Source organism: Winogradskyella sp. J14-2 (genome assembly GCF_001971725.1).
Classification (GTDB): Bacteria; Bacteroidota; Bacteroidia; order Flavobacteriales; family Flavobacteriaceae; genus Winogradskyella.
Map to the genome: position 1 here is coordinate 2,021,796 of NZ_CP019388.1, position 18,383 is coordinate 2,040,178.

An 18,383-nucleotide genomic window follows, 5' to 3' on the forward strand; every position below is an offset into this window, starting at 1 on the left:
CTTCAAATTTAGATCGCAAAGTTAGTAATTAAACTTTAATTACAACGTTGTATTCTCAACTTTAATAACTATTGCCAACACAGTTTCACTATTTTATTTAATTTTGTTTTAATGGTAAAAAAGAAAAAAAAAGAAAAGAAGTTTACAAAAAAATTGCTTCATAAGTATCGCCTTGTAATACTTAACGAGGATACTTTTGAAGAGCGTTTTGCGATAAAATTAACACGTCTTAACGTATTTGTTTTAACATCGTTTTCTGCTATTTTTCTCATATTTTTCACAATACTTTTAATAGCATTTACACCGTTAAGAGAATATATCCCTGGTTATTCTTCGGCAAAACTTAAAAAAGAAGCCTCAATGCTTAACTATAAAACAGATTCCTTAGTACAAGAGTTAGAACTTAACAAACGTTATTATGCATCTATCCGAAAGGTACTTACAGGAGATGTATCTACTGTAGATTTTAATAGAGACTCTGTTATCGAAGCCGCTAAAAATGACCCTGAAATTCTTCAAATAACAACAAATAGACAAGATTCTTTACTAAGAGACAAGGTAGAAAAAGAAGATAAATACAACCTTTTTGATGATACATCAAATCAAAACAACTTTGTTTTATTTCCACCTGTAAACGGCACCATTTCAGAAGGTTACAATATAGAAGATAAGCATTATGCGGTGGATGTTGTTGTTGCAAACAACACGCCTGTAAAAGCCACAGCAGATGGAACTGTAATATTTGCAGAGTGGACGGTAGAAACTGGCTATGTTGTTATTATAGAGCATAACCAAGAGTTAATTTCTGTATATAAACATAATGGAGCAATCACTAAATCTCAGGGTGATTTGGTAAAAGCAGGAGAGGTTATTGCCATGTCTGGTAATACTGGCGAGCTTAGCACTGGACCACACCTTCATTTTGAATTATGGAGCAAAGGATATCCCGTAAATCCAACTAATTTTATCGATTTTCAGTAATGGCATCGATTAAGGCAGCACTATCAAAACCGTTTGCAAAATACATCGCAAAACGCATTAATAAATGGGCCTCTCAACCTGTAGAAACTCAAGAAAAGGTGTTTCAAAAGCTTATTAAAGAAGCTAGAAACACCGTTTTCGGAAAAGACCACAAGTTTAATACGATTCAATCTTACGAAGATTTTAAGAATCAAGTTCCGGTAAGAGATTATGAAGCGCTTAGACCTTATATAGAACGCACTGTAGCAGGTGAAAAAAACATACTTTGGAAAGGCAAGCCAATTTATTTTGCTAAAACATCCGGAACGACCTCTGGAGCTAAGTATATTCCTATAACAAGGGCTAGTATGCCAACTCATATTGAAGCAGCAAGAAATGCAATCTTAATGTATATACAAGAAACAGGCAATGCAAAATTTGTAGATGGTAAAATGATTTTTCTTCAAGGCAGCCCAATTCTAGAAGAAAAAAATGGCATCAAATTAGGCAGACTCTCAGGTATTGTTGCGCATTACGTGCCCAAATACCTTCAAAAAAATAGAATGCCTAGTTTAAAAACCAATTGTATAGAAGATTGGGAAACTAAAGTAAACGCTATTGTAGAAGAGACTGTAAATGAAGATATGACTGTCATATCTGGAATACCATCTTGGGTACAAATGTATTTTGAGAAATTAATTGAAAACAAAGGACAAAAGGTCGGCGAAATATTAAAAAATTTCAATTTGTTTATTTTCGGAGGAGTCAATTACGAACCATACAGAGCAAAATTTGAAAATTTAATAGGTCGCAAAGTGGATAGCATCGAATTATATCCTGCTAGTGAAGGATTTTTTGCATTTCAAGATAAGCAAAATCAAAAAGGAATGCTTTTACAATTAAACTCTGGTATCTTTTACGAGTTTATAAAAGCAGATGAGTTTTTTGATAAAAATCCTAAGCGTATCACCATTAAAGATGTAGAACTAGGAGTAAATTACGTTATGCTCATTTCTACTACAGCAGGACTTTGGGCCTACAATATTGGCGATACCGTGCAGTTTTCTTCCTTAAAGCCTTACAGGGTTATTGTAAGTGGTAGAATTAAACATTTTATATCTGCATTTGGAGAACATGTTATAGGTAAGGAAGTAGAGCAAGCCCTCAAAGAGGCAATAGCAAACACAAACATAACTGTTAATGAGTTTACTGTGGCACCTCAGATAAATCCTTCGGAAGGATTACCATATCACGAATGGTTTATTGAGTTTGAAACGGAACCAGAGGACGAATCAAAGCTTATACGAGATTTAGAAAGTTCGCTTCAAAAACAAAATAGCTATTATTTTGATTTAATTGAAGGTAAGGTTTTAAGACCATTGGTAATAACCAAAATTAAAAAAGATGGATTTCAAAAGTACATGAAATCCATAGGCAAATTAGGCGGTCAGAATAAAATTCCGAGACTAGCCAATGACAGAAAAATAGCGGATGCCATATACCAACTTCAATTAACTAAATAAAACTATATTTGCGGGTTAATATAACACATGGGCACAACTAAAAAAAAACACGAAAGAACAAGAGCACAAGAAAGTTCTAATGCAATAGAGCGCATGTACATTACTATGCGTCATTTATTTAATCGTGGGTTTTATAAACCAATGGGAGTTTCTGGCGAAACCTTGCGAGAAGCGTTATTATTATTAAGACCAGAAATCTATGGCTCTATTGCAGATGAAAAAGCAGAGCTCGATGGGTTACTTTACGTTGTAGACCGCCTACCGCAAGGCATCGAAGAATGTACGTTTATTAATTTAACCAGCGACGAAGGCTACGCAAACTCACATTTTAAACCTATTATTCCACCCAAACGAAGACGTAACTGCTACCGTATAGATGATGAGCAAATGAATATTGAAATTACTCGAGGACGCTCAGAGATTTATGACATTTTAACGCATCTAACGTTTTTATTTGTAGAGTCTCATAAAATAAGCAAGCGCGTACTTATTGATGAAGAAGGATCTACCGTAAGAGACTGGCAAAAGTTAGAACAAGCCGTTACGTCAACCAAAAAATTAACCCAAATAGAGCGTGAAATTGCCATTACGCATACTGCAAATATCTTAGGCCGCACATTTAATGAGTTAACAGAAGCCTATCCAAAATTTGCTACAGATATTCAGCCAGAGCGATTATTACATATTGTTTATTGGCTTGGAAAATTAGCTATTGAAGAAATAGTAAAAGGCCATAAGAGAACCATAACCTTTAGTCCTGTATTAAGAGAACGATTAGGACACCATATCCATGGCGAAGAATGGTCAGATAACATCAAGTCTGTACTTCATAAAAAAGGGTTGCTACAAAGACCCATTCATATTATAAGCGCAAATATGCATAGTGTAATGAACTCCTTATTTGCTAAAGGAACACTTAAGGGCGCTGAAGTAAAAAAGAACATTTTTGAAGTATATGAAATATTGAGCAACCCTAAAAGTTCTATAATGCGCAATAAAGTAGAGAAATCTGCGTTGCAAAACGGAATGATATATATTAAGGACACATCTGGGACAAATATCGATGTGCAGATTTTTGACACAGACAACATAAATTTTGCTAAGACAGATTTTGAATATTCTGAAACAGAAAAAGATAACAAAGCTGTCATTTTTGTTATGGATTATGCTTTTGGAGAACAAGCCTATGAAACCTTAGATGAACTTTTAAAGCCCATAAAAGTTAATGGCGAAAAAGTACATTTAGACGTAAAGTCTATCTCTATAATGGGTAAAGCAGGGATTTTAGAAGGAGGTAAGGGAGATATTATGATACCTTCTGCCCATATTTTTGAGGGAACAGCAGATAATTACCCTTTTAAAAACGAATTAAGTAAAAACGATTTATTAGATTGCGGAGTCGATGTTTATGAAGGCACAATGATAACAGTTTTGGGTACATCCTTGCAGAACAAGGAAATCTTAAAGTTTTTTAAAAAATCTACATGGAATGTTATAGGGTTAGAAATGGAAGGTGCTCATTATCAGAAAGCAATTCAAGCAGCATCCAAGGTAAGAGGCAACATCAATGAAGACGTAAAAGTAAGGTATGCTTATTATGCGAGTGATAACCCATTAGAGACAGGCAGTACTCTAGCTTCTGGAGGCCTAGGGACCTCAGGAGTTAAACCAACATATGTAATTACAAAAAAAATACTAGAACAAATATTTAATTCTTAAAATATGAGCGATAAATTACCTCAAGATTCTACTAATGAAGAAGTTGATTTAGGGCAGTTGTTTAATGCTATTGGTAAGCTCTTCGAAAAGCTTTTTGCGTTTATAGGAAAAATATTCAAAGGCCTTTTTACTTTTATTATCTACTCCTTAAAGCCAATTGTAAACAATTTTAAACTATTGGCAATTGTACTAATGTTAGCTGCTATAGTTGGTTTTTTGGTAGAGAAGTATAGTAAAGCAGTATTTAAATCAGATATGTTGGTCAAGCCCTATTTTGAATCTAAATACCAATTAGATAATAATATCAATTATTTTAATGCCTTAATAAGTTCTCAAAACTATTTACAACTATCAAATATTTTTGAAATTGACACTACGGTAGCCAAGGAGTTAATTGGTTTTGAACTGACTATAGGTCCAGAAACCCAGAACGACCTATTAAAAGAATACGACGACTACATAAAATCTATAGATAGCACATTAGCAGCAGAGGTTACTTACGAGCAGTTTATTGATAATAGAGACATACTCTCAGGAACCGTATTTTCTATTCAGGCATACGCATCAAAAAAAGATATATTCTCTAATTTAGAAAAAGGGTTTATTAAAACCTTTGAAAATGAGTATTCTAAAAAATTAAAACGAATTAGAGACTCTGCATTAATCATTAACAAAGAAACTTATCTTAAAGAATTACAAAAAACAGATAGTCTACAAAAGATATATCTATCAATAAAGAAAAGCGAATCTGAAAAAGGTGAGGTGGTTATTGGAGCAAAAGGGTTTTTACCATTTATGCAGCAAAAAACTACCACAAATGAGTATGAGCTATTCCAAGAAGAACTACTTATTAGAAACAAAATAAGAGAGATCGATGAGCAATTAATAGAAGAAAGTGACTATTATGATATTTTATCAAGCTTTGAAGAAGTAGGTACAAGGCATACTTTATTTTATCAAAAATACTCAGTAATATTTCCAATCTTAGCCTTTTTAGTAATGCTATTAGGGTATTTTTCTTTAAAGTTTTTTAAATTTATTAAGGAGTATGAATAATAAAAAATCCTTGCTTGTTACTGGTGGCGCTGGCTTTATAGGTTCTAACTTTATAATCCACACACTAAAAAACAACAAAGAAATTAACATCATAAATTTAGACAAGCTTACCTATGCGGGTGAGCTTTCTAATTTAGAACCAATTGCAGATAGTAAAAATTACCAATTTGTAAAAGGGGATATCTGTAACGAAAAATTGGTTGAGAGCCTTTTCGAAGAACATAAATTTACAGGTGTAATTCATTTTGCAGCAGAGTCACACGTTGATAATTCAATACTAAACCCAGATGCCTTTATTAAAACCAATATATATGGTACTTTTAATCTATTAAATATTGCAAAACGATACTGGATGCAAAAACCATTTCTTGCAAAAAAAGGATGCAAAAACAATAGGTTTTTACACATCTCAACCGACGAAGTATATGGCGCACTAGGCAAAAAAGGGTTGTTTACAGAAGACACACCCTACGCACCAAACAGTCCTTATAGTGCCTCAAAAGCATCATCAGACTTTATAGTAAGAAGTTATTTTCATACCTATGGTTTAAATGTAGTAACTACCAATTGCAGTAATAACTATGGACCCAAACAACACGATGAAAAGTTAATACCAACTATTATTAGAAAAGCTGTCAACGGAGAAGACATACCAATTTATGGCGATGGTAAAAATATTAGAGATTGGCTTTATGTTAAAGATCATTGTGAAGGTATATATTTGGCTTTTAACAAAGGAAAAGCGGGCGAAACCTATAACATAGGAGGTAGAAATGAAAGAGACAATCTTTATATAGCTCATAAAATATGTGAAATATTAGACGAGGTAAGGCCTAAAAACTCAAAATACTCTGATCAAATTACATTTGTAAAGGATAGGCCAGGACATGACTTTAGATATGCAATAAACGCAACTAAAATTGAGAACGAATTAGGCTGGAAAGCAAATGAAAATTTTGAAACAGGTATTCTAAAAACCATAAAATGGTACTTAAATAAATACGATAAACCATGAAAGGAATTATACTAGCTGGTGGGTCGGGCACGAGATTACATCCTTTAACCTTATCAGTAAGTAAGCAATTAATGCCTGTATATGATAAGCCAATGATTTATTATCCTTTGTCTACGTTAATGTACTCAGGTATTAATGAAATTTTAATTATATCAACACCCAAGGACCTACCTCTTTTTAAGGATTTACTAGGAGATGGAAAGAAGTATGGCTGTGAATTTGAATTTGCAGTACAGGAATCACCCAATGGTCTGGCGGAGGCTTTTATAATCGGAGAAGAGTTTATTGGAGAAGATAAAGTTGCATTAATTTTAGGAGATAACATTTTTTATGGTACTGGATTGTCAGATCTTTTACAGAGAAACAATAATCCAGATGGTGGTATTATTTACGCGTACAGAGTGTACGATCCTGAACGTTACGGTGTTGTAGATTTTGATGAAAAAGGACAAGCCATATCTATAGAAGAAAAACCTAAAAAACCAAAATCTAACTTTGCGGTTCCAGGTATTTATTTCTATGATAATGATGTTGTGGATATCGCAAAAAGCATAAAGCCAAGCCATCGAGGCGAACTAGAAATCACAGATGTAAACAAAGAATATCTTAGAAGAAACAAACTCAGTGTTAGTATCTTAGATAGAGGCACCGCTTGGTTAGATACAGGTACTTTTGATTCATTGATGCAGGCATCACAGTTTGTAGAGGTGATAGAGAATAGACAGGGCCTTAAGATTGGCTCTATTGAAGCGGCAGCCTATGAAATGGGATATATATCAGAAGAGAAGTTTAGGGCCTTAGCAAAGCCGTTAATGAAAAGTGGTTATGGTAAAAACCTTTTAGATTTAATAAAAAACAAAAAATGATAGCCACCAAAACAAATCTAAAAGGTTGTTTTATTATTGAGCCTCAAGTATTTCAAGATGATAGGGGTTATTTTTTTGAAAGTTTTAATCAGCAAACCTTCAATAACTTAATTGGTAAACCCGTTAACTTTGTGCAAGACAATGAATCTTTGTCATCTAGAGGAGTCATAAGAGGTTTGCATTTTCAAGAAGGTGAGTTTGCCCAAGCAAAGCTTGTTAGAGTCATTAAGGGCTCAGCTTTAGATGTTGCTGTAGATATAAGAAAAGATTCACCAACTTTTGGCCAACATATAGCCGTTGAGCTAACAGAAGATAACAAAAAACAGTTGTTTGTTCCAAGAGGATTTGCACACGGGTTTTCTGTATTGAGCGACACAGCCATCTTTTCATATAAATGTGATAATTTTTACAATAAAAATGCTGAAGCAGGGATTATATACAACGATCAGTCTTTAAACATCGATTGGAAAATTAAACCTGAAGAAGCGCAACTTTCAGAAAAAGATATTATTTTACCAACCTTAGAAGCGTACTTTAAATGACACCAAGAATATTGGTTACAGGAAGCAATGGGCAGTTAGGAACATGTATCAAAGATGTTGACGACAATAAATTTGATATTAAATACGTAAGTTCTTCGGATCTCGATATAACAAATAACAAAGAGGTTGAAAGTTTTTTTGAACAGCAAAAAATAGATTGGTGTATAAATTGTGCTGCTTACACAGCCGTTGATAAAGCAGAGTCTGATTACAACAGCGCTTTTAATGTTAATGTTTCTGGGGTGAAAAACTTAGCAGAAGCATGTAAAGCGTATAATGTTAAGTTAATACATGTTTCGACGGATTTTGTTTTTGATGGTGAACAAAATAAACCATATAAAGAATCTGACCCAACAAACCCTCTTAGTGTTTATGGAGACACTAAATTAAAAGGGGAACAAGAGGTTTCAAAAGCTTTAAAAGAATATTTTATTTTAAGAACCTCGTGGTTGTACTCAGAACATGGTGCTAACTTTTTGAAAACGATGCTTCGTCTTTCTAAAGATAAAACTCAACTAGGAGTTGTTGGTGACCAAATCGGTACGCCTACTTACGCTAAAGATTTAGCTAAAGCAATATTGCTCTTTATAGAAAAGGATATTTCTAACTATGGAATATATCACTACAGCAACAATGGAGTTGCGAGTTGGTACGATTTTGCTAAAGCTATTTTTGAGATTCATAAAACTAATATACAACTAAACAATATATCTACGGCTCAATTTCCAACACCAGCAAAGCGCCCTCGCTTTAGTGTTTTAGATAAAACAAAAATAGAAACAGCACTTAGGCAAAACGTCCCATATTGGAGAGACAGTCTAATAACCGCAATGCAAAATATACAAAATGAATAAACTACTACAAATAGCTATCAAAGCATCACTAGAAGCAGGAAAAGTAATAATGCAAGTGTATGACACCGCTTTTGATGTAGAAATAAAAGATGATAAATCACCGTTAACAGAGGCAGACAAGAAAGCCAATGATGTTATAAATTCATTCCTAATTCCAACAGAGATCCCTATTATTTCAGAAGAAAACAAACAAACGGACTACAATGTTAGAAAGACTTGGAAAACATGTTGGGTAGTTGATCCTGTAGATGGGACTAAAGAATTTATAAAAAGAAACGGTGAGTTTACTGTAAATATAGCTTTGGTAAATGATGGAAAACCGGTTTTAGGCGTTATTTATGTGCCAGCAGTAAAAACTATCTATTTTGCCAATGTAGAGAGCAATAAGGCGTTTAAAGCAAATTTAGATTCTCATAATGTTACAGTGGAAACTATTTTAAAACTAGCAAAACCACTACAACCAAAGAATAACAGTTCTAACAAAGTTGAGGTTGTTGGAAGTCGCTCACACATGAACGAAGATACTTTAAACTTTGTTGAGGATTTAAGAAATGAAGGTAAAGAGGTAGAAATTGTATCAAAGGGAAGCTCATTAAAATTCTGTTTGGTCGCAGAAGGTAATGCCGACGTATATCCACGTTATGCACCAACTATGGAATGGGACACTGCAGCAGGTCAAGCCATATGTAATGCAGTAGGTATAAAGGTAATCTCCAAAGAAACCAACCAACCACTAATCTATAACAAAGAAAACCTATTAAACAGCTATTTTTTAGTTAGTAAGTAAATGGCAGACGTATCATATAAGAGACATATAGCCAAAACCATTACTTGGAGACTGGTAGGTACACTAGACACCATACTTTTATCATGGTTAGTTACAGGAGACCCTTTAGCAGGTTTAAAAATAGGCTTAGCAGAAATTACAACAAAATCAGTTTTATACTATCTACATGAGCGCGTATGGTATAAAATAAACCTCTCAAAAGATGGAATATTACTAGAAAGTAGAAAACGGCACATAGCAAAAACATTTACTTGGCGTTTTATAGGCACATTAGACACCATGACTTTGGCGTGGATAATATCAGGAAACCCCTTAGCAGCCATGCAAATAGGGTTTGCAGAAGTAATCACAAAAATGGTGCTTTACTATATTCACGAACGCGCTTGGTATAAAATTAACTTTGGTATAACAAAAAGAAAATAAAGCTTATAATGAAAGACAATATAACACCTCACAATTATCAGATCTCAGTAAGAGATAGAAGAGAGAGAAACGGCCATAATTCGTTTTTGTTATGGTTTACGGGTCTTTCAGGTTCGGGTAAATCAACTATAGCCAATGTTGTAGAACAAAAACTATTTAAAGAAGGCATAAAAACATATACCTTAGACGGTGACAACATGAGGAAAGGAATTAATGGTGATTTAACCTTTTCTCCAGAAGATAGAACTGAAAATATCCGTAGAATTGCAGAGGTGGCTAATTTAATGATAGATGCTGGTTTAGTGATACTTGCAGCTTTTGTGTCACCCTACAAAAAAGACCGAGAGAACATTAGAAGTATCGTTAAAGATGTTAACTTTGTTGAAATATTTGTGAATACCAGCGTAGAAGAGTGCGAAAGACGAGACGTAAAAGGACTTTATAAAAAAGCACGCGCTGGCGAAATAAAAAATATGACAGGAATTTCAGCACCTTATGAAGCACCAGAAAATCCTGATATTGAAATAAGAACAGAAAACGAATCGGTAGAGTCAGCAGCTCAACGAATCGCAGAATATATAACACCAAAATTAAAACTCAACGATGAGTAAGTACTATTTAAATTATCTAGACGAGTTAGAGAGTGAAGCTATTTTTGTTTTACGTGAAGTATGGGCACAATTTGAAAATCCGGTAATATTATTCTCTGGAGGAAAAGATTCTATTTTGGTAACACATTTAGCCAAAAAAGCATTTTATCCAGCGAAAATCCCATTTCCCTTAATGCATGTAGATACAGGGCATAACTTTCCAGAAACTATTGCTTTTAGAGATAATATAATTAAAGAATTAGGAGCACAACTAATCGTAGGTTCTGTACAAGAATCTATTGACGAAGGGCGCGTTGCAGAAGAAAAAGGAAAGAACGCTACACGAAACGCACTTCAAATTACCACACTTCTCGATGCTATCGAAACTAATAAGATAGATTGTGCTATTGGCGGTGGGCGTCGTGACGAAGAAAAAGCAAGAGCCAAAGAGCGCTTCTTTTCTCATAGAGATGATTTTGGACAATGGGATCCTAAAAACCAACGACCAGAATTGTGGAATATATTCAACGGAAAGCACTTTGAAGGCGAACACTTTAGAGCATTCCCAATAAGTAACTGGACAGAAATGGACGTATGGAACTACATTAAACGCGAGAATATCGCTATTCCATCATTATACTTTGCACATCAACGTGAGGTAGTTTGGAGACAAGACTCATGGATTCCAAATTCTGAATTTTTAGTATTAGAAGACCATGAAGAAGTAGTGACAAAAAAAATACGCTTTAGAACGCTAGGCGATATAACTATAACAGGTGGTGTAGAATCTGACGCAGATACATTAGAGAAAATTGCTGCTGAAGTTGCTGGTATGCGCAATACAGAGCGAGGAAACAGAAGCGACGATAAGCGATCAGAATCTGCTATGGAAGACCGTAAGCGTCAAGGGTACTTTTAGTCAAAATCAAATTAAAAAATTAACAGTTATGCTGAAGTCATTTTAGCATTTCATACAAAAAATAATATGTTAGACAACAATCAACTATTACGTTTTACAACCGCAGGAAGTGTAGATGATGGAAAAAGTACATTAATAGGGCGTTTGCTATACGATTCTAAATCTATTTTCGAAGACCAACTAGAAGCAATTGAGAATACAAGTAAGAAAAAAGGTCATGACGGCGTAGATTTAGCACTATTTACAGATGGTTTAAGAGACGAAAGAGAGCAGGGTATCACCATTGATGTCGCATACAGATATTTTACAACGCCAAAGCGTAAATTTATAATTGCAGATACACCAGGGCATATACAATATACGCGCAACATGGTTACTGGAGCATCAACAGCTAATGTAGCGACTATTCTAATTGATGCACGCCATGGCGTAATTGAGCAAACAAAACGCCATGCATTTATAGCATCACTATTGCAAATACCGCACATTATTGTTTGTGTAAATAAAATGGATTTGGTTGATTTCTCCGAAGAGGTCTTTAATAATATTGTATCAGAATTTGAAGAGATTTCTTCAAAAATGCTTGTTAAGGATGTTCGATTTATACCAATGTCGGCACTATTAGGAGACAATGTTGTAAATAAGTCAGAAAACATGCCTTGGTACCAAGGCGCACCGATGCTACACACTTTAGAAACGATGCATATTAGTAGTGATATTAATAAAGTAGATGCACGCTTTCCTGTACAAACGGTAATAAGGCCACAACGCGACGGGTTCATTGATTATAGAGGTTATGCAGGTCGTGTAGCTAGTGGAATTCTAAGAAAGGGTGATGAGGTTACTGTAATGCCATCAGGTTTTACATCAAAAGTAAAAAGTATCAACCTCTTCGATAAAGAGTTGGACGAAGCCTATGCACCAATGTCAGTTTCTATTACTTTAGAGGACGATATAGACATTAGTCGAGGAGATATGATAGTACGTTCTAACAACAAGCCAGAACCTTCTCAGGATATTGAAGTGATGTTATGTTGGTTAAATAACAGTCCAGCAAAACCAAGGGCAAAATACACCATTAAACATACGTCTAATGATCAAAAGGCCATGATAAAAGAGGTGGTATATAAATACGACATTAATACTTTAGAGCGTAAGAGTGAAGATAGTGATTTAGCGATGAATGATATAGCCAAAGTTAAAATACGCACTACAAAACCCTTAATGATTGATTCTTACCGAGAGAACAGGGCAACTGGAAGTATTATTCTAGTAGATGATGCCACTAATGAAACGGTTGCTGCAGGAATGATCGTATAATTTATAATAACAAATCACACTTTTACACATACCAAAAAGATAATATGTTTACATTAAAGAATAAATCAATTTTAATAACTGGTGGGACAGGGTCACTAGGTAAAGCACTTACTAACCATATACTCAACAAACACCCAGAAGTAAAAAAATTAGTTATATTTTCTCGAGACGAACAGAAACAATTTCAGATGGCTCAAGAGTATCCATCAGACAAATTTCCTCAAATTAGGTTTTTTATTGGCGATGTTAGAGATAGAGAACGACTAGAGAGAGCTTTTCAGCACATAGATTATGTCATACACGCTGCAGCAATGAAGCACGTTCATATTGCAGAATATAACCCAGACGAGTGTATTAAAACCAACATTAATGGCGCAGAAAATGTAGTAGATGCCTGCTTTAAAACTAATGTAGAGCGGGTCGTAGCCTTGTCAACAGATAAAGCGTGTGCACCCATAAACTTGTATGGCGCGACCAAGCTTACATCAGATAAGTTATTCATTGCGGCAAACAACATTAAAGGGCAAAATCCAATTAAGTTTTCGGTTGTAAGGTATGGCAACGTTATGGGATCTAACGGATCGGTAATCCCTTTCTTTATTAATAAGAAAAAAGAAGAAAATAGGTTGCCAATTACAGACCCAAACATGACGCGATTTAATATCTCTTTACAAGGAGGTGTAGATATGGTAATGCATGCCTTAGAACACGCTTGGGGAGGCGAATTATTTGTCCCTAAAATACCATCTTATAAAATCATGGATGTTGCTGAGGCCATTGGACCTCATTGCGAAAAGCCAGTAATTGGTATTAGACCAGGTGAGAAAGTGCATGAAGAAATGATAACAGCCTCTGACTCGTTTTATACCTATGATTTAGGAAAATATTATACCATTTTACCAGCAACCCATCAGTGGAGTTTAGACGACTTTATAGAAACCTTTGATGCAAAAAAAGTACCACAAGGTTTCAGTTACAATTCTGGCGATAATAGTGATTGGGAAACTATAGAAAGTTTAAGAGCTCTAATTAAAGAACACGTAGACCCAACTTTTGAAGTATAATGAATAAGCCTATCATACCATACGGACGTCAGTATATTGATCAAAACGATATCGATACAGTTATCGATACATTAACCGCAGATTTTTTAACACAAGGCCCTAAGGTTATTGAATTTGAAGAAAAATTTGCTAAATACATTGGTAGCAAGTATGCTGTAGCTGTTTCTAACGCAACAGCAGGGCTTCACATCGCAGTTATGGCTTTAGGATTAAAACCTGGTGAGCGAGTTATAACAACACCAATAACATTTGCAGCATCTGCCAACTGTGTGAGGTATTGTGGTGGTGAGGTCTGGTTTGCAGACATAGACTCTGACACCTACACGCTGTCTTTAGAAAGCACTAAGAAGCTCATAGAAAGTAAGCCGAAAGGATTTTTTAAAGGCATTATACCTGTAGATTTTGCAGGCTTACCCGTAAACTTAGAACAATTTAAGGCATTGGCAACTGAGCATGATTTATGGATTATTGAAGATGCCTGCCATGCGCCAGGAGGTTATTTTTCAGATACAAAAGGTGTAAAACAAATGTGCGGTAACGGCAAATATGCGGATATTGGGATTTTTTCGTTTCACCCCGTAAAACATATTGCTTGTGGTGAAGGAGGTATGGTGACTACTAATTCAAAAGATTTGTACGACCGACTATCTCGACTTAGAACACATGGTATTACAAAGGATAATATGAGCGAAAATCATGGTGGCTGGTATTACGAGATGCAAGAACTTGGATACAACTATAGGTTAACAGATATTCAATCGGCATTGGGTATTACGCAGTTAGAAAAAAACAATGCAGGTGTTAGAAGAAGGAATGAAATAGCTCAAAATTATAAAAATGCCTTTTATGGTAAAATCAAGTTTCAAAGTCTCCCAGAAGGAACTTATAATGCCCACCATTTATTTGTTATTGAGGTAGAAAACAGAAAAGCACTCTACGATTATTTAAGAGAAGCAGGTATATACGCACAAATACATTATATCCCTGTACATACACTACCGTATTACAAATCTATTGGATACGAAGGTGCTGACCTAGGAAATTCAGAAGCGTATTATTCAAAGTGTATTAGTTTGCCCATGTACCCAACCCTAACCGATGAAGAACAATCTTTTGTTATTGAAAAAGTATTAGGGTTTCTTAATGAGTAACTTAGCCATCATACCAGCACGAGGAGGAAGTAAAAGAATACCAAAAAAGAATATCAAATCTTTTTTAGGAAAGCCCATTATTGCGTATTCTATTGAAGCAGCCTTAAAAAGCAATTGCTTTGAAGAGGTTATGGTCTCTACAGACGACTCGGAAATTGCTAAAATTGCTGTTCAGTATGGCGCAAAAGTGCCTTTTATAAGAAGCCATGAAAACGCAAATGATTTTGCGGTTTTAGCAGATGTTATTAGTGAAGTTCTCGAGAGATATGCATCTAATAACAAAAAATTTAAAAACATTTGTTGTCTTCTACCAACAGCCCCTTTTATAGATTCTGAAAAGCTAAAAGAAGCGTATAGAATTTTTATGGATAAAAAATTTGACAGCATATTTCCAATTCTGGAGTACTCTTTTCCTATTCAAAGATCACTTAAAATAGAGGATGGTAAAGTTAAAATGGTCTGGGAAGAACACTTAAAAACAAGATCTCAAGATTTAGAACCTAGATACCATGATTCTGGACAATTTTACTGGGTAAAGTCGGATAAATTTTTAATTGAAAAAAAATTATTCACTCAAAATACAGGCTCATACATCATTTCACAATTGGAAGCTCAAGATATTGATACTGAAACCGACTGGAAGTTAGCAGAAATAAAATACAAATTGATGCTTGATGAAAAAAAGAATAATTTTTAGGGCAGATGGTGATGCAAGCACAGGTTTAGGGCATCTGTATAGGCTATTTGGTCTTGTTGAAGTCCTTAAAGACAGCTTTGATTTTGTATTTGTTACCAAAGCGTCTTCTACCTTTAGTGTTATCCCCAAAAGCTACAAGACTCATTTTATTCCAGAACATATAGATTTTAAAGATGAAGTCACCTGGCTTTCTCAAAGCTATAATCCTAACGATCATATAACTATTGTAGACGGATACCAATTCAATAGCACATATCAAAAGAAAATAAAAGATAAAGGATATACACTTGTGTATATAGATGATTTGGCATCAGAACACATCTTTGCAGACCTTGTAATAAACCATTCGCCTTACCTAACCGAAAAACACTACAAAAAAGAACCTTATACCAAGTTAGCACTTGGAACAAGATATGCACTACTTAGACCAGGTTTTTTAAAAGAAGCGAAGCTAGAAAGAAACATTAAAAGTATTGATTCGGCATTTGTTTGCTTTGGTGGTGCCGACCCGTTTAATTTAACATACAAAGCGGTAACTGCCCTATTGCAATTAAATAGAATTAAAAAAATATCAGTGGTCTTGGGCGGAGCCTATAAATTCAATGAGATTTTAGAATTAAAAAACACTCACCCATTAAAAATCGATTTGTATAAGAATCTTTCTGAAAACGAATTGATAAAAGTTATGAAAAACTGCAACTTTGCAATTGTACCGGCAAGCACTATTTTGTTTGAAATATGTTGTATAAAAATGCCAGTTTTGAGTGGCTTTTATGTTGAAAACCAAGAACTAATTTATAAGGGGTTTTTAAATAAAAAATCTATCTACGAAGGTGGCGATATGTCAAAATTTAAGGCGTTAGACTTTCATCGTATTGTAAAAAATTTACTTTTAAAAAATGATTATAGCTTGTATGTATCACATCAAAAAGTATTATTTGACAAAATGATAAAAGAGAGACATGTAAATTTAATTAAGTCTTTATGCTAAAATTGGCGGTATTATGTAGTGGTGGTCTCGGTCTAGACACACTAAAAAGAGTGCACATCAAGTATAAAATAGAATGTATTTTAACTGATAGTAATTCCAAAGGAATTATAGATTATGCAGAACAATCAAGAATACCTTGCTTTATAGGAAATCCAAGAAATGGAAAAGGCTACCATTTCATAAAAACCTACGATATTGATGTTATAATTTCTGTAAACTACTTGTTTTTGCTGGAATCTGATGTTATAAACCACTCCAATATCCTTACATTCAATATACATGGCTCACTCTTGCCAAAATATAGAGGAAGGACTCCTCACGTGTGGGCTATAATCAACGGAGAAACAAAAGCGGGTATTACGGCCCACCAAATAGATTCGGGATGTGACACAGGAAAAATCATACATCAAATAGAGGTGCCAATAACAAATGATGATACAGGCGCGAGCATTCTAAATAAGTACACTAAACTATACTTTCCTTTGATAGAAAAAGTGCTCAATGATATTTTACTAGGAACCCTTAAATTATATCCCCAAAACGAACAAAACGCAACTTACTTTGGTAAACGAACACCATACGACGGTGAAATAAATTGGGATTGGGATAAGGAAAGAATCAGAAATTGGGTAAGAGCACAATCCCATCCCTATCCTGGCGCGTTTACCTTTTTAGACGGAAAAAAGATTATTATTGACAAAGTCATCTACTTAAATCAAGAAAGAGTAAAAAGTGCGGACAATGGAGAAATAGTTCAAACTACACCCAAGATTTTGGTTAACGTAAAAGATGGCCTTATAATATTAGAGACGATACGAACAGAAAACTGTAATTTTGAAAAAGGAAACAAATTTGAAAATGAAAATAGGAAATAAGAGCATTGGTAAAAATCATCCCTGTTTTATTATTGCAGAATTATCAGCCAACCATAACGGAAATTTAGATGTTGCAATAGAAACGATTAAAGCAGCAAAGAAAACTGGCGCAGACGCTATTAAATTACAAACCTACACTCCAGATACTTTAACTATAGATTCTGATAAAGATTATTTTAAGATAGAAGGAGGTACATTATGGGACGGAAAGACACTACACGAATTATATGGGGAAGCTTATACACCTTGGCAATGGCACAAAAAACTTTTTGAAGTTGCCCAACAGGAAGGATTAATATGTTTCTCTTCTCCATTTGATTTTTCGGCAGTTGATTTTCTAGAAGAACTTAATGTTCCAGCTTACAAGATTGCTTCTTTTGAAATTCAAGATATTCCATTAATAGAATACGCCGCATCAAAAAAGAAGCCTATAATGATATCAACAGGGATAGCAGAAGAAGATGATATTCAACTAGCTGTAGATACCTGCAGAAAAGTTGGAAATAATGACATTACACTACTCAAATGCACCTCGTCCTATCCAGCTCCATTAGAGTTGGCAAATCTAAACACTATTCCTGATTTGAAAAAACGATTTAATGTTGAGGTAGGATTTAGTGACCACACATATGGTTCTTTAGCACCAACAATTGCAGTAACCTTGGGAGCTAAAGTGATTGAGAAGCATTTTATTTTAGACAAAAAAATAGGAGGTCCAGATGCAGATTTTTCTTTAGATGTTAACGAATTTACCGATATGGTTAAAAAAGTAAGAGATACAGAAAAATTATTAGGCGAAGTTTCTTATGAGATTTCTGAAAAGGTAAGAAAAAACAGAAAGTTTGCACGGTCCTTATTTGTTGTTAACGATGTAAAAAAGGGAGACGTTATTAGCTCAGAAAATATAAGATCTATTAGACCGGGTTATGGTCTTCACCCAAAGTATTACAATAAAATCCTCGGAAAACAGTTTACATGTAATGTAAACCGTGGCGAACCACTTTCGCTTAGTATGATTGAAGGCTTATAGA

At 34.5% G+C, this 18,383-nt stretch carries 19 protein-coding genes; all 19 read left to right on the forward strand.

What is annotated here, in order from left to right; translation table 11 throughout:
• The first annotated feature begins 111 nt into the window (after nucleotides 1–111).
• The 19 genes from BWZ20_RS09200 to pseI all read left to right on the forward strand — a co-directional run bounded on the left by BWZ20_RS09200 (nucleotide 112) and on the right by pseI (nucleotide 18,382).
• Complete coding sequence (locus BWZ20_RS09200; RefSeq protein ID WP_076619282.1) at nucleotides 112–981, forward strand: M23 family metallopeptidase; 870 nt, start codon at nucleotides 112–114, stop codon at nucleotides 979–981.
• On the forward strand, nucleotides 981–2,483 hold the full coding sequence (locus BWZ20_RS09205; protein ID WP_076619283.1) for a GH3 auxin-responsive promoter family protein: 1,503 nt from the start codon (nucleotides 981–983) through the stop codon (nucleotides 2,481–2,483). Before BWZ20_RS09200 ends, BWZ20_RS09205 begins: the two co-directional genes overlap by 1 nt.
• 27 nt (nucleotides 2,484–2,510) lie before the next feature.
• The gene (locus tag BWZ20_RS09210; RefSeq protein WP_076619284.1) at nucleotides 2,511–4,202 is read left to right on the forward strand and encodes a DUF6909 family protein; all 1,692 of its coding nucleotides are present in this window, start codon (nucleotides 2,511–2,513) and stop codon (nucleotides 4,200–4,202) included.
• 3 nt (nucleotides 4,203–4,205) lie between these two features.
• Nucleotides 4,206–5,258 carry a hypothetical protein gene (locus tag BWZ20_RS09215; RefSeq protein ID WP_076619286.1) on the forward strand — a complete coding sequence of 351 codons (1,053 nt, stop codon included), beginning with the start codon at nucleotides 4,206–4,208 and terminating at the stop codon, nucleotides 5,256–5,258.
• Nucleotides 5,251–6,273, forward strand: coding sequence for a dTDP-glucose 4,6-dehydratase (gene rfbB, locus BWZ20_RS09220; protein WP_076619288.1), 1,023 nt, complete (start codon nucleotides 5,251–5,253; stop codon nucleotides 6,271–6,273). Before BWZ20_RS09215 ends, rfbB begins: the two co-directional genes overlap by 8 nt.
• Nucleotides 6,270–7,139, forward strand: a complete 870-nt coding sequence (gene rfbA / locus BWZ20_RS09225; RefSeq protein WP_076619290.1) for a glucose-1-phosphate thymidylyltransferase RfbA — start codon at nucleotides 6,270–6,272, stop codon at nucleotides 7,137–7,139. The genes rfbB and rfbA overlap by 4 nt, the downstream gene beginning before the upstream one ends.
• A complete protein-coding gene (gene rfbC, locus BWZ20_RS09230; protein WP_076619291.1) occupies nucleotides 7,136–7,681 on the forward strand; it encodes a dTDP-4-dehydrorhamnose 3,5-epimerase in 546 nt (181 codons plus the stop codon). Before rfbA ends, rfbC begins: the two co-directional genes overlap by 4 nt.
• Nucleotides 7,678–8,535: a dTDP-4-dehydrorhamnose reductase gene (rfbD, locus tag BWZ20_RS09235; RefSeq protein WP_076619293.1), complete on the forward strand. Its 858-nt coding sequence runs from the start codon at nucleotides 7,678–7,680 to the stop codon at nucleotides 8,533–8,535. The genes rfbC and rfbD overlap by 4 nt, the downstream gene beginning before the upstream one ends.
• A complete protein-coding gene (gene cysQ, locus BWZ20_RS09240) occupies nucleotides 8,528–9,322 on the forward strand; it encodes a 3'(2'),5'-bisphosphate nucleotidase CysQ (protein ID WP_076619295.1) in 795 nt (264 codons plus the stop codon). Before rfbD ends, cysQ begins: the two co-directional genes overlap by 8 nt.
• On the forward strand, nucleotides 9,323–9,745 hold the full coding sequence (locus BWZ20_RS09245; protein ID WP_076619297.1) for a DUF2061 domain-containing protein: 423 nt from the start codon (nucleotides 9,323–9,325) through the stop codon (nucleotides 9,743–9,745).
• Nucleotides 9,746–9,753: 8 nt separating this feature from the next.
• On the forward strand, nucleotides 9,754–10,356 hold the full coding sequence (gene cysC, locus BWZ20_RS09250; protein WP_076619299.1) for an adenylyl-sulfate kinase: 603 nt from the start codon (nucleotides 9,754–9,756) through the stop codon (nucleotides 10,354–10,356).
• Complete coding sequence (cysD, locus tag BWZ20_RS09255; protein ID WP_076619301.1) at nucleotides 10,349–11,254, forward strand: sulfate adenylyltransferase subunit CysD; 906 nt, start codon at nucleotides 10,349–10,351, stop codon at nucleotides 11,252–11,254. The genes cysC and cysD overlap by 8 nt, the downstream gene beginning before the upstream one ends.
• Before the next feature lie 66 nt (nucleotides 11,255–11,320).
• Nucleotides 11,321–12,574, forward strand: coding sequence for a sulfate adenylyltransferase subunit CysN (gene cysN / locus BWZ20_RS09260; protein ID WP_076619303.1), 1,254 nt, complete (start codon nucleotides 11,321–11,323; stop codon nucleotides 12,572–12,574).
• Between the two features lie 44 nt (nucleotides 12,575–12,618).
• Nucleotides 12,619–13,638: a UDP-N-acetylglucosamine 4,6-dehydratase (inverting) gene (gene pseB, locus BWZ20_RS09265; RefSeq protein WP_076619305.1), complete on the forward strand. Its 1,020-nt coding sequence runs from the start codon at nucleotides 12,619–12,621 to the stop codon at nucleotides 13,636–13,638.
• Entirely contained in the window at nucleotides 13,638–14,789 is a 1,152-nt protein-coding gene (pseC, locus tag BWZ20_RS09270; RefSeq protein ID WP_198034947.1) for a UDP-4-amino-4,6-dideoxy-N-acetyl-beta-L-altrosamine transaminase, read from the forward strand. The genes pseB and pseC overlap by 1 nt, the downstream gene beginning before the upstream one ends.
• On the forward strand, nucleotides 14,782–15,486 hold the full coding sequence (gene pseF / locus BWZ20_RS09275) for a pseudaminic acid cytidylyltransferase (protein WP_076619309.1): 705 nt from the start codon (nucleotides 14,782–14,784) through the stop codon (nucleotides 15,484–15,486). Before pseC ends, pseF begins: the two co-directional genes overlap by 8 nt.
• Entirely contained in the window at nucleotides 15,464–16,477 is a 1,014-nt protein-coding gene (pseG, locus tag BWZ20_RS09280; protein ID WP_076619311.1) for a UDP-2,4-diacetamido-2,4,6-trideoxy-beta-L-altropyranose hydrolase, read from the forward strand. Before pseF ends, pseG begins: the two co-directional genes overlap by 23 nt.
• The gene (locus tag BWZ20_RS09285; RefSeq protein ID WP_076619313.1) at nucleotides 16,471–17,352 is read left to right on the forward strand and encodes a methionyl-tRNA formyltransferase; all 882 of its coding nucleotides are present in this window, start codon (nucleotides 16,471–16,473) and stop codon (nucleotides 17,350–17,352) included. Before pseG ends, BWZ20_RS09285 begins: the two co-directional genes overlap by 7 nt.
• Nucleotides 17,336–18,382 (forward strand): pseudaminic acid synthase, encoded by a 1,047-nt coding sequence (pseI, locus tag BWZ20_RS09290; protein WP_076619315.1) that lies wholly within the window; start codon nucleotides 17,336–17,338, stop codon nucleotides 18,380–18,382. Before BWZ20_RS09285 ends, pseI begins: the two co-directional genes overlap by 17 nt.
• Nucleotide 18,383 lies beyond the last annotated feature (1 nt).

Coding starts and splice junctions, on each gene's coding strand:
- BWZ20_RS09215 (WP_076619286.1), top strand. CDS start 4,206: ATGAGCGATAAATTACCTCAAGATTCTACTAATGAAGAAGTTGATTTA.
- cysQ (WP_076619295.1), top strand. CDS start 8,528: ATGAATAAACTACTACAAATAGCTATCAAAGCATCACTAGAAGCAGGA.
- pseF (WP_076619309.1), top strand. CDS start 14,782: ATGAGTAACTTAGCCATCATACCAGCACGAGGAGGAAGTAAAAGAATA.
- BWZ20_RS09285 (WP_076619313.1), top strand. CDS start 16,471: ATGCTAAAATTGGCGGTATTATGTAGTGGTGGTCTCGGTCTAGACACA.
- BWZ20_RS09245 (WP_076619297.1), top strand. CDS start 9,323: ATGGCAGACGTATCATATAAGAGACATATAGCCAAAACCATTACTTGG.
- cysC (WP_076619299.1), top strand. CDS start 9,754: ATGAAAGACAATATAACACCTCACAATTATCAGATCTCAGTAAGAGAT.
- pseB (WP_076619305.1), top strand. CDS start 12,619: ATGTTTACATTAAAGAATAAATCAATTTTAATAACTGGTGGGACAGGG.
- rfbB (WP_076619288.1), top strand. CDS start 5,251: ATGAATAATAAAAAATCCTTGCTTGTTACTGGTGGCGCTGGCTTTATA.
- pseC (WP_198034947.1), top strand. CDS start 13,638: ATGAATAAGCCTATCATACCATACGGACGTCAGTATATTGATCAAAAC.
- pseI (WP_076619315.1), top strand. CDS start 17,336: ATGAAAATAGGAAATAAGAGCATTGGTAAAAATCATCCCTGTTTTATT.
- pseG (WP_076619311.1), top strand. CDS start 15,464: ATGAAAAAAAGAATAATTTTTAGGGCAGATGGTGATGCAAGCACAGGT.
- BWZ20_RS09205 (WP_076619283.1), top strand. CDS start 981: ATGGCATCGATTAAGGCAGCACTATCAAAACCGTTTGCAAAATACATC.
- BWZ20_RS09200 (WP_076619282.1), top strand. CDS start 112: ATGGTAAAAAAGAAAAAAAAAGAAAAGAAGTTTACAAAAAAATTGCTT.
- rfbC (WP_076619291.1), top strand. CDS start 7,136: ATGATAGCCACCAAAACAAATCTAAAAGGTTGTTTTATTATTGAGCCT.
- rfbD (WP_076619293.1), top strand. CDS start 7,678: ATGACACCAAGAATATTGGTTACAGGAAGCAATGGGCAGTTAGGAACA.
- cysN (WP_076619303.1), top strand. CDS start 11,321: ATGTTAGACAACAATCAACTATTACGTTTTACAACCGCAGGAAGTGTA.
- BWZ20_RS09210 (WP_076619284.1), top strand. CDS start 2,511: ATGGGCACAACTAAAAAAAAACACGAAAGAACAAGAGCACAAGAAAGT.
- rfbA (WP_076619290.1), top strand. CDS start 6,270: ATGAAAGGAATTATACTAGCTGGTGGGTCGGGCACGAGATTACATCCT.
- cysD (WP_076619301.1), top strand. CDS start 10,349: ATGAGTAAGTACTATTTAAATTATCTAGACGAGTTAGAGAGTGAAGCT.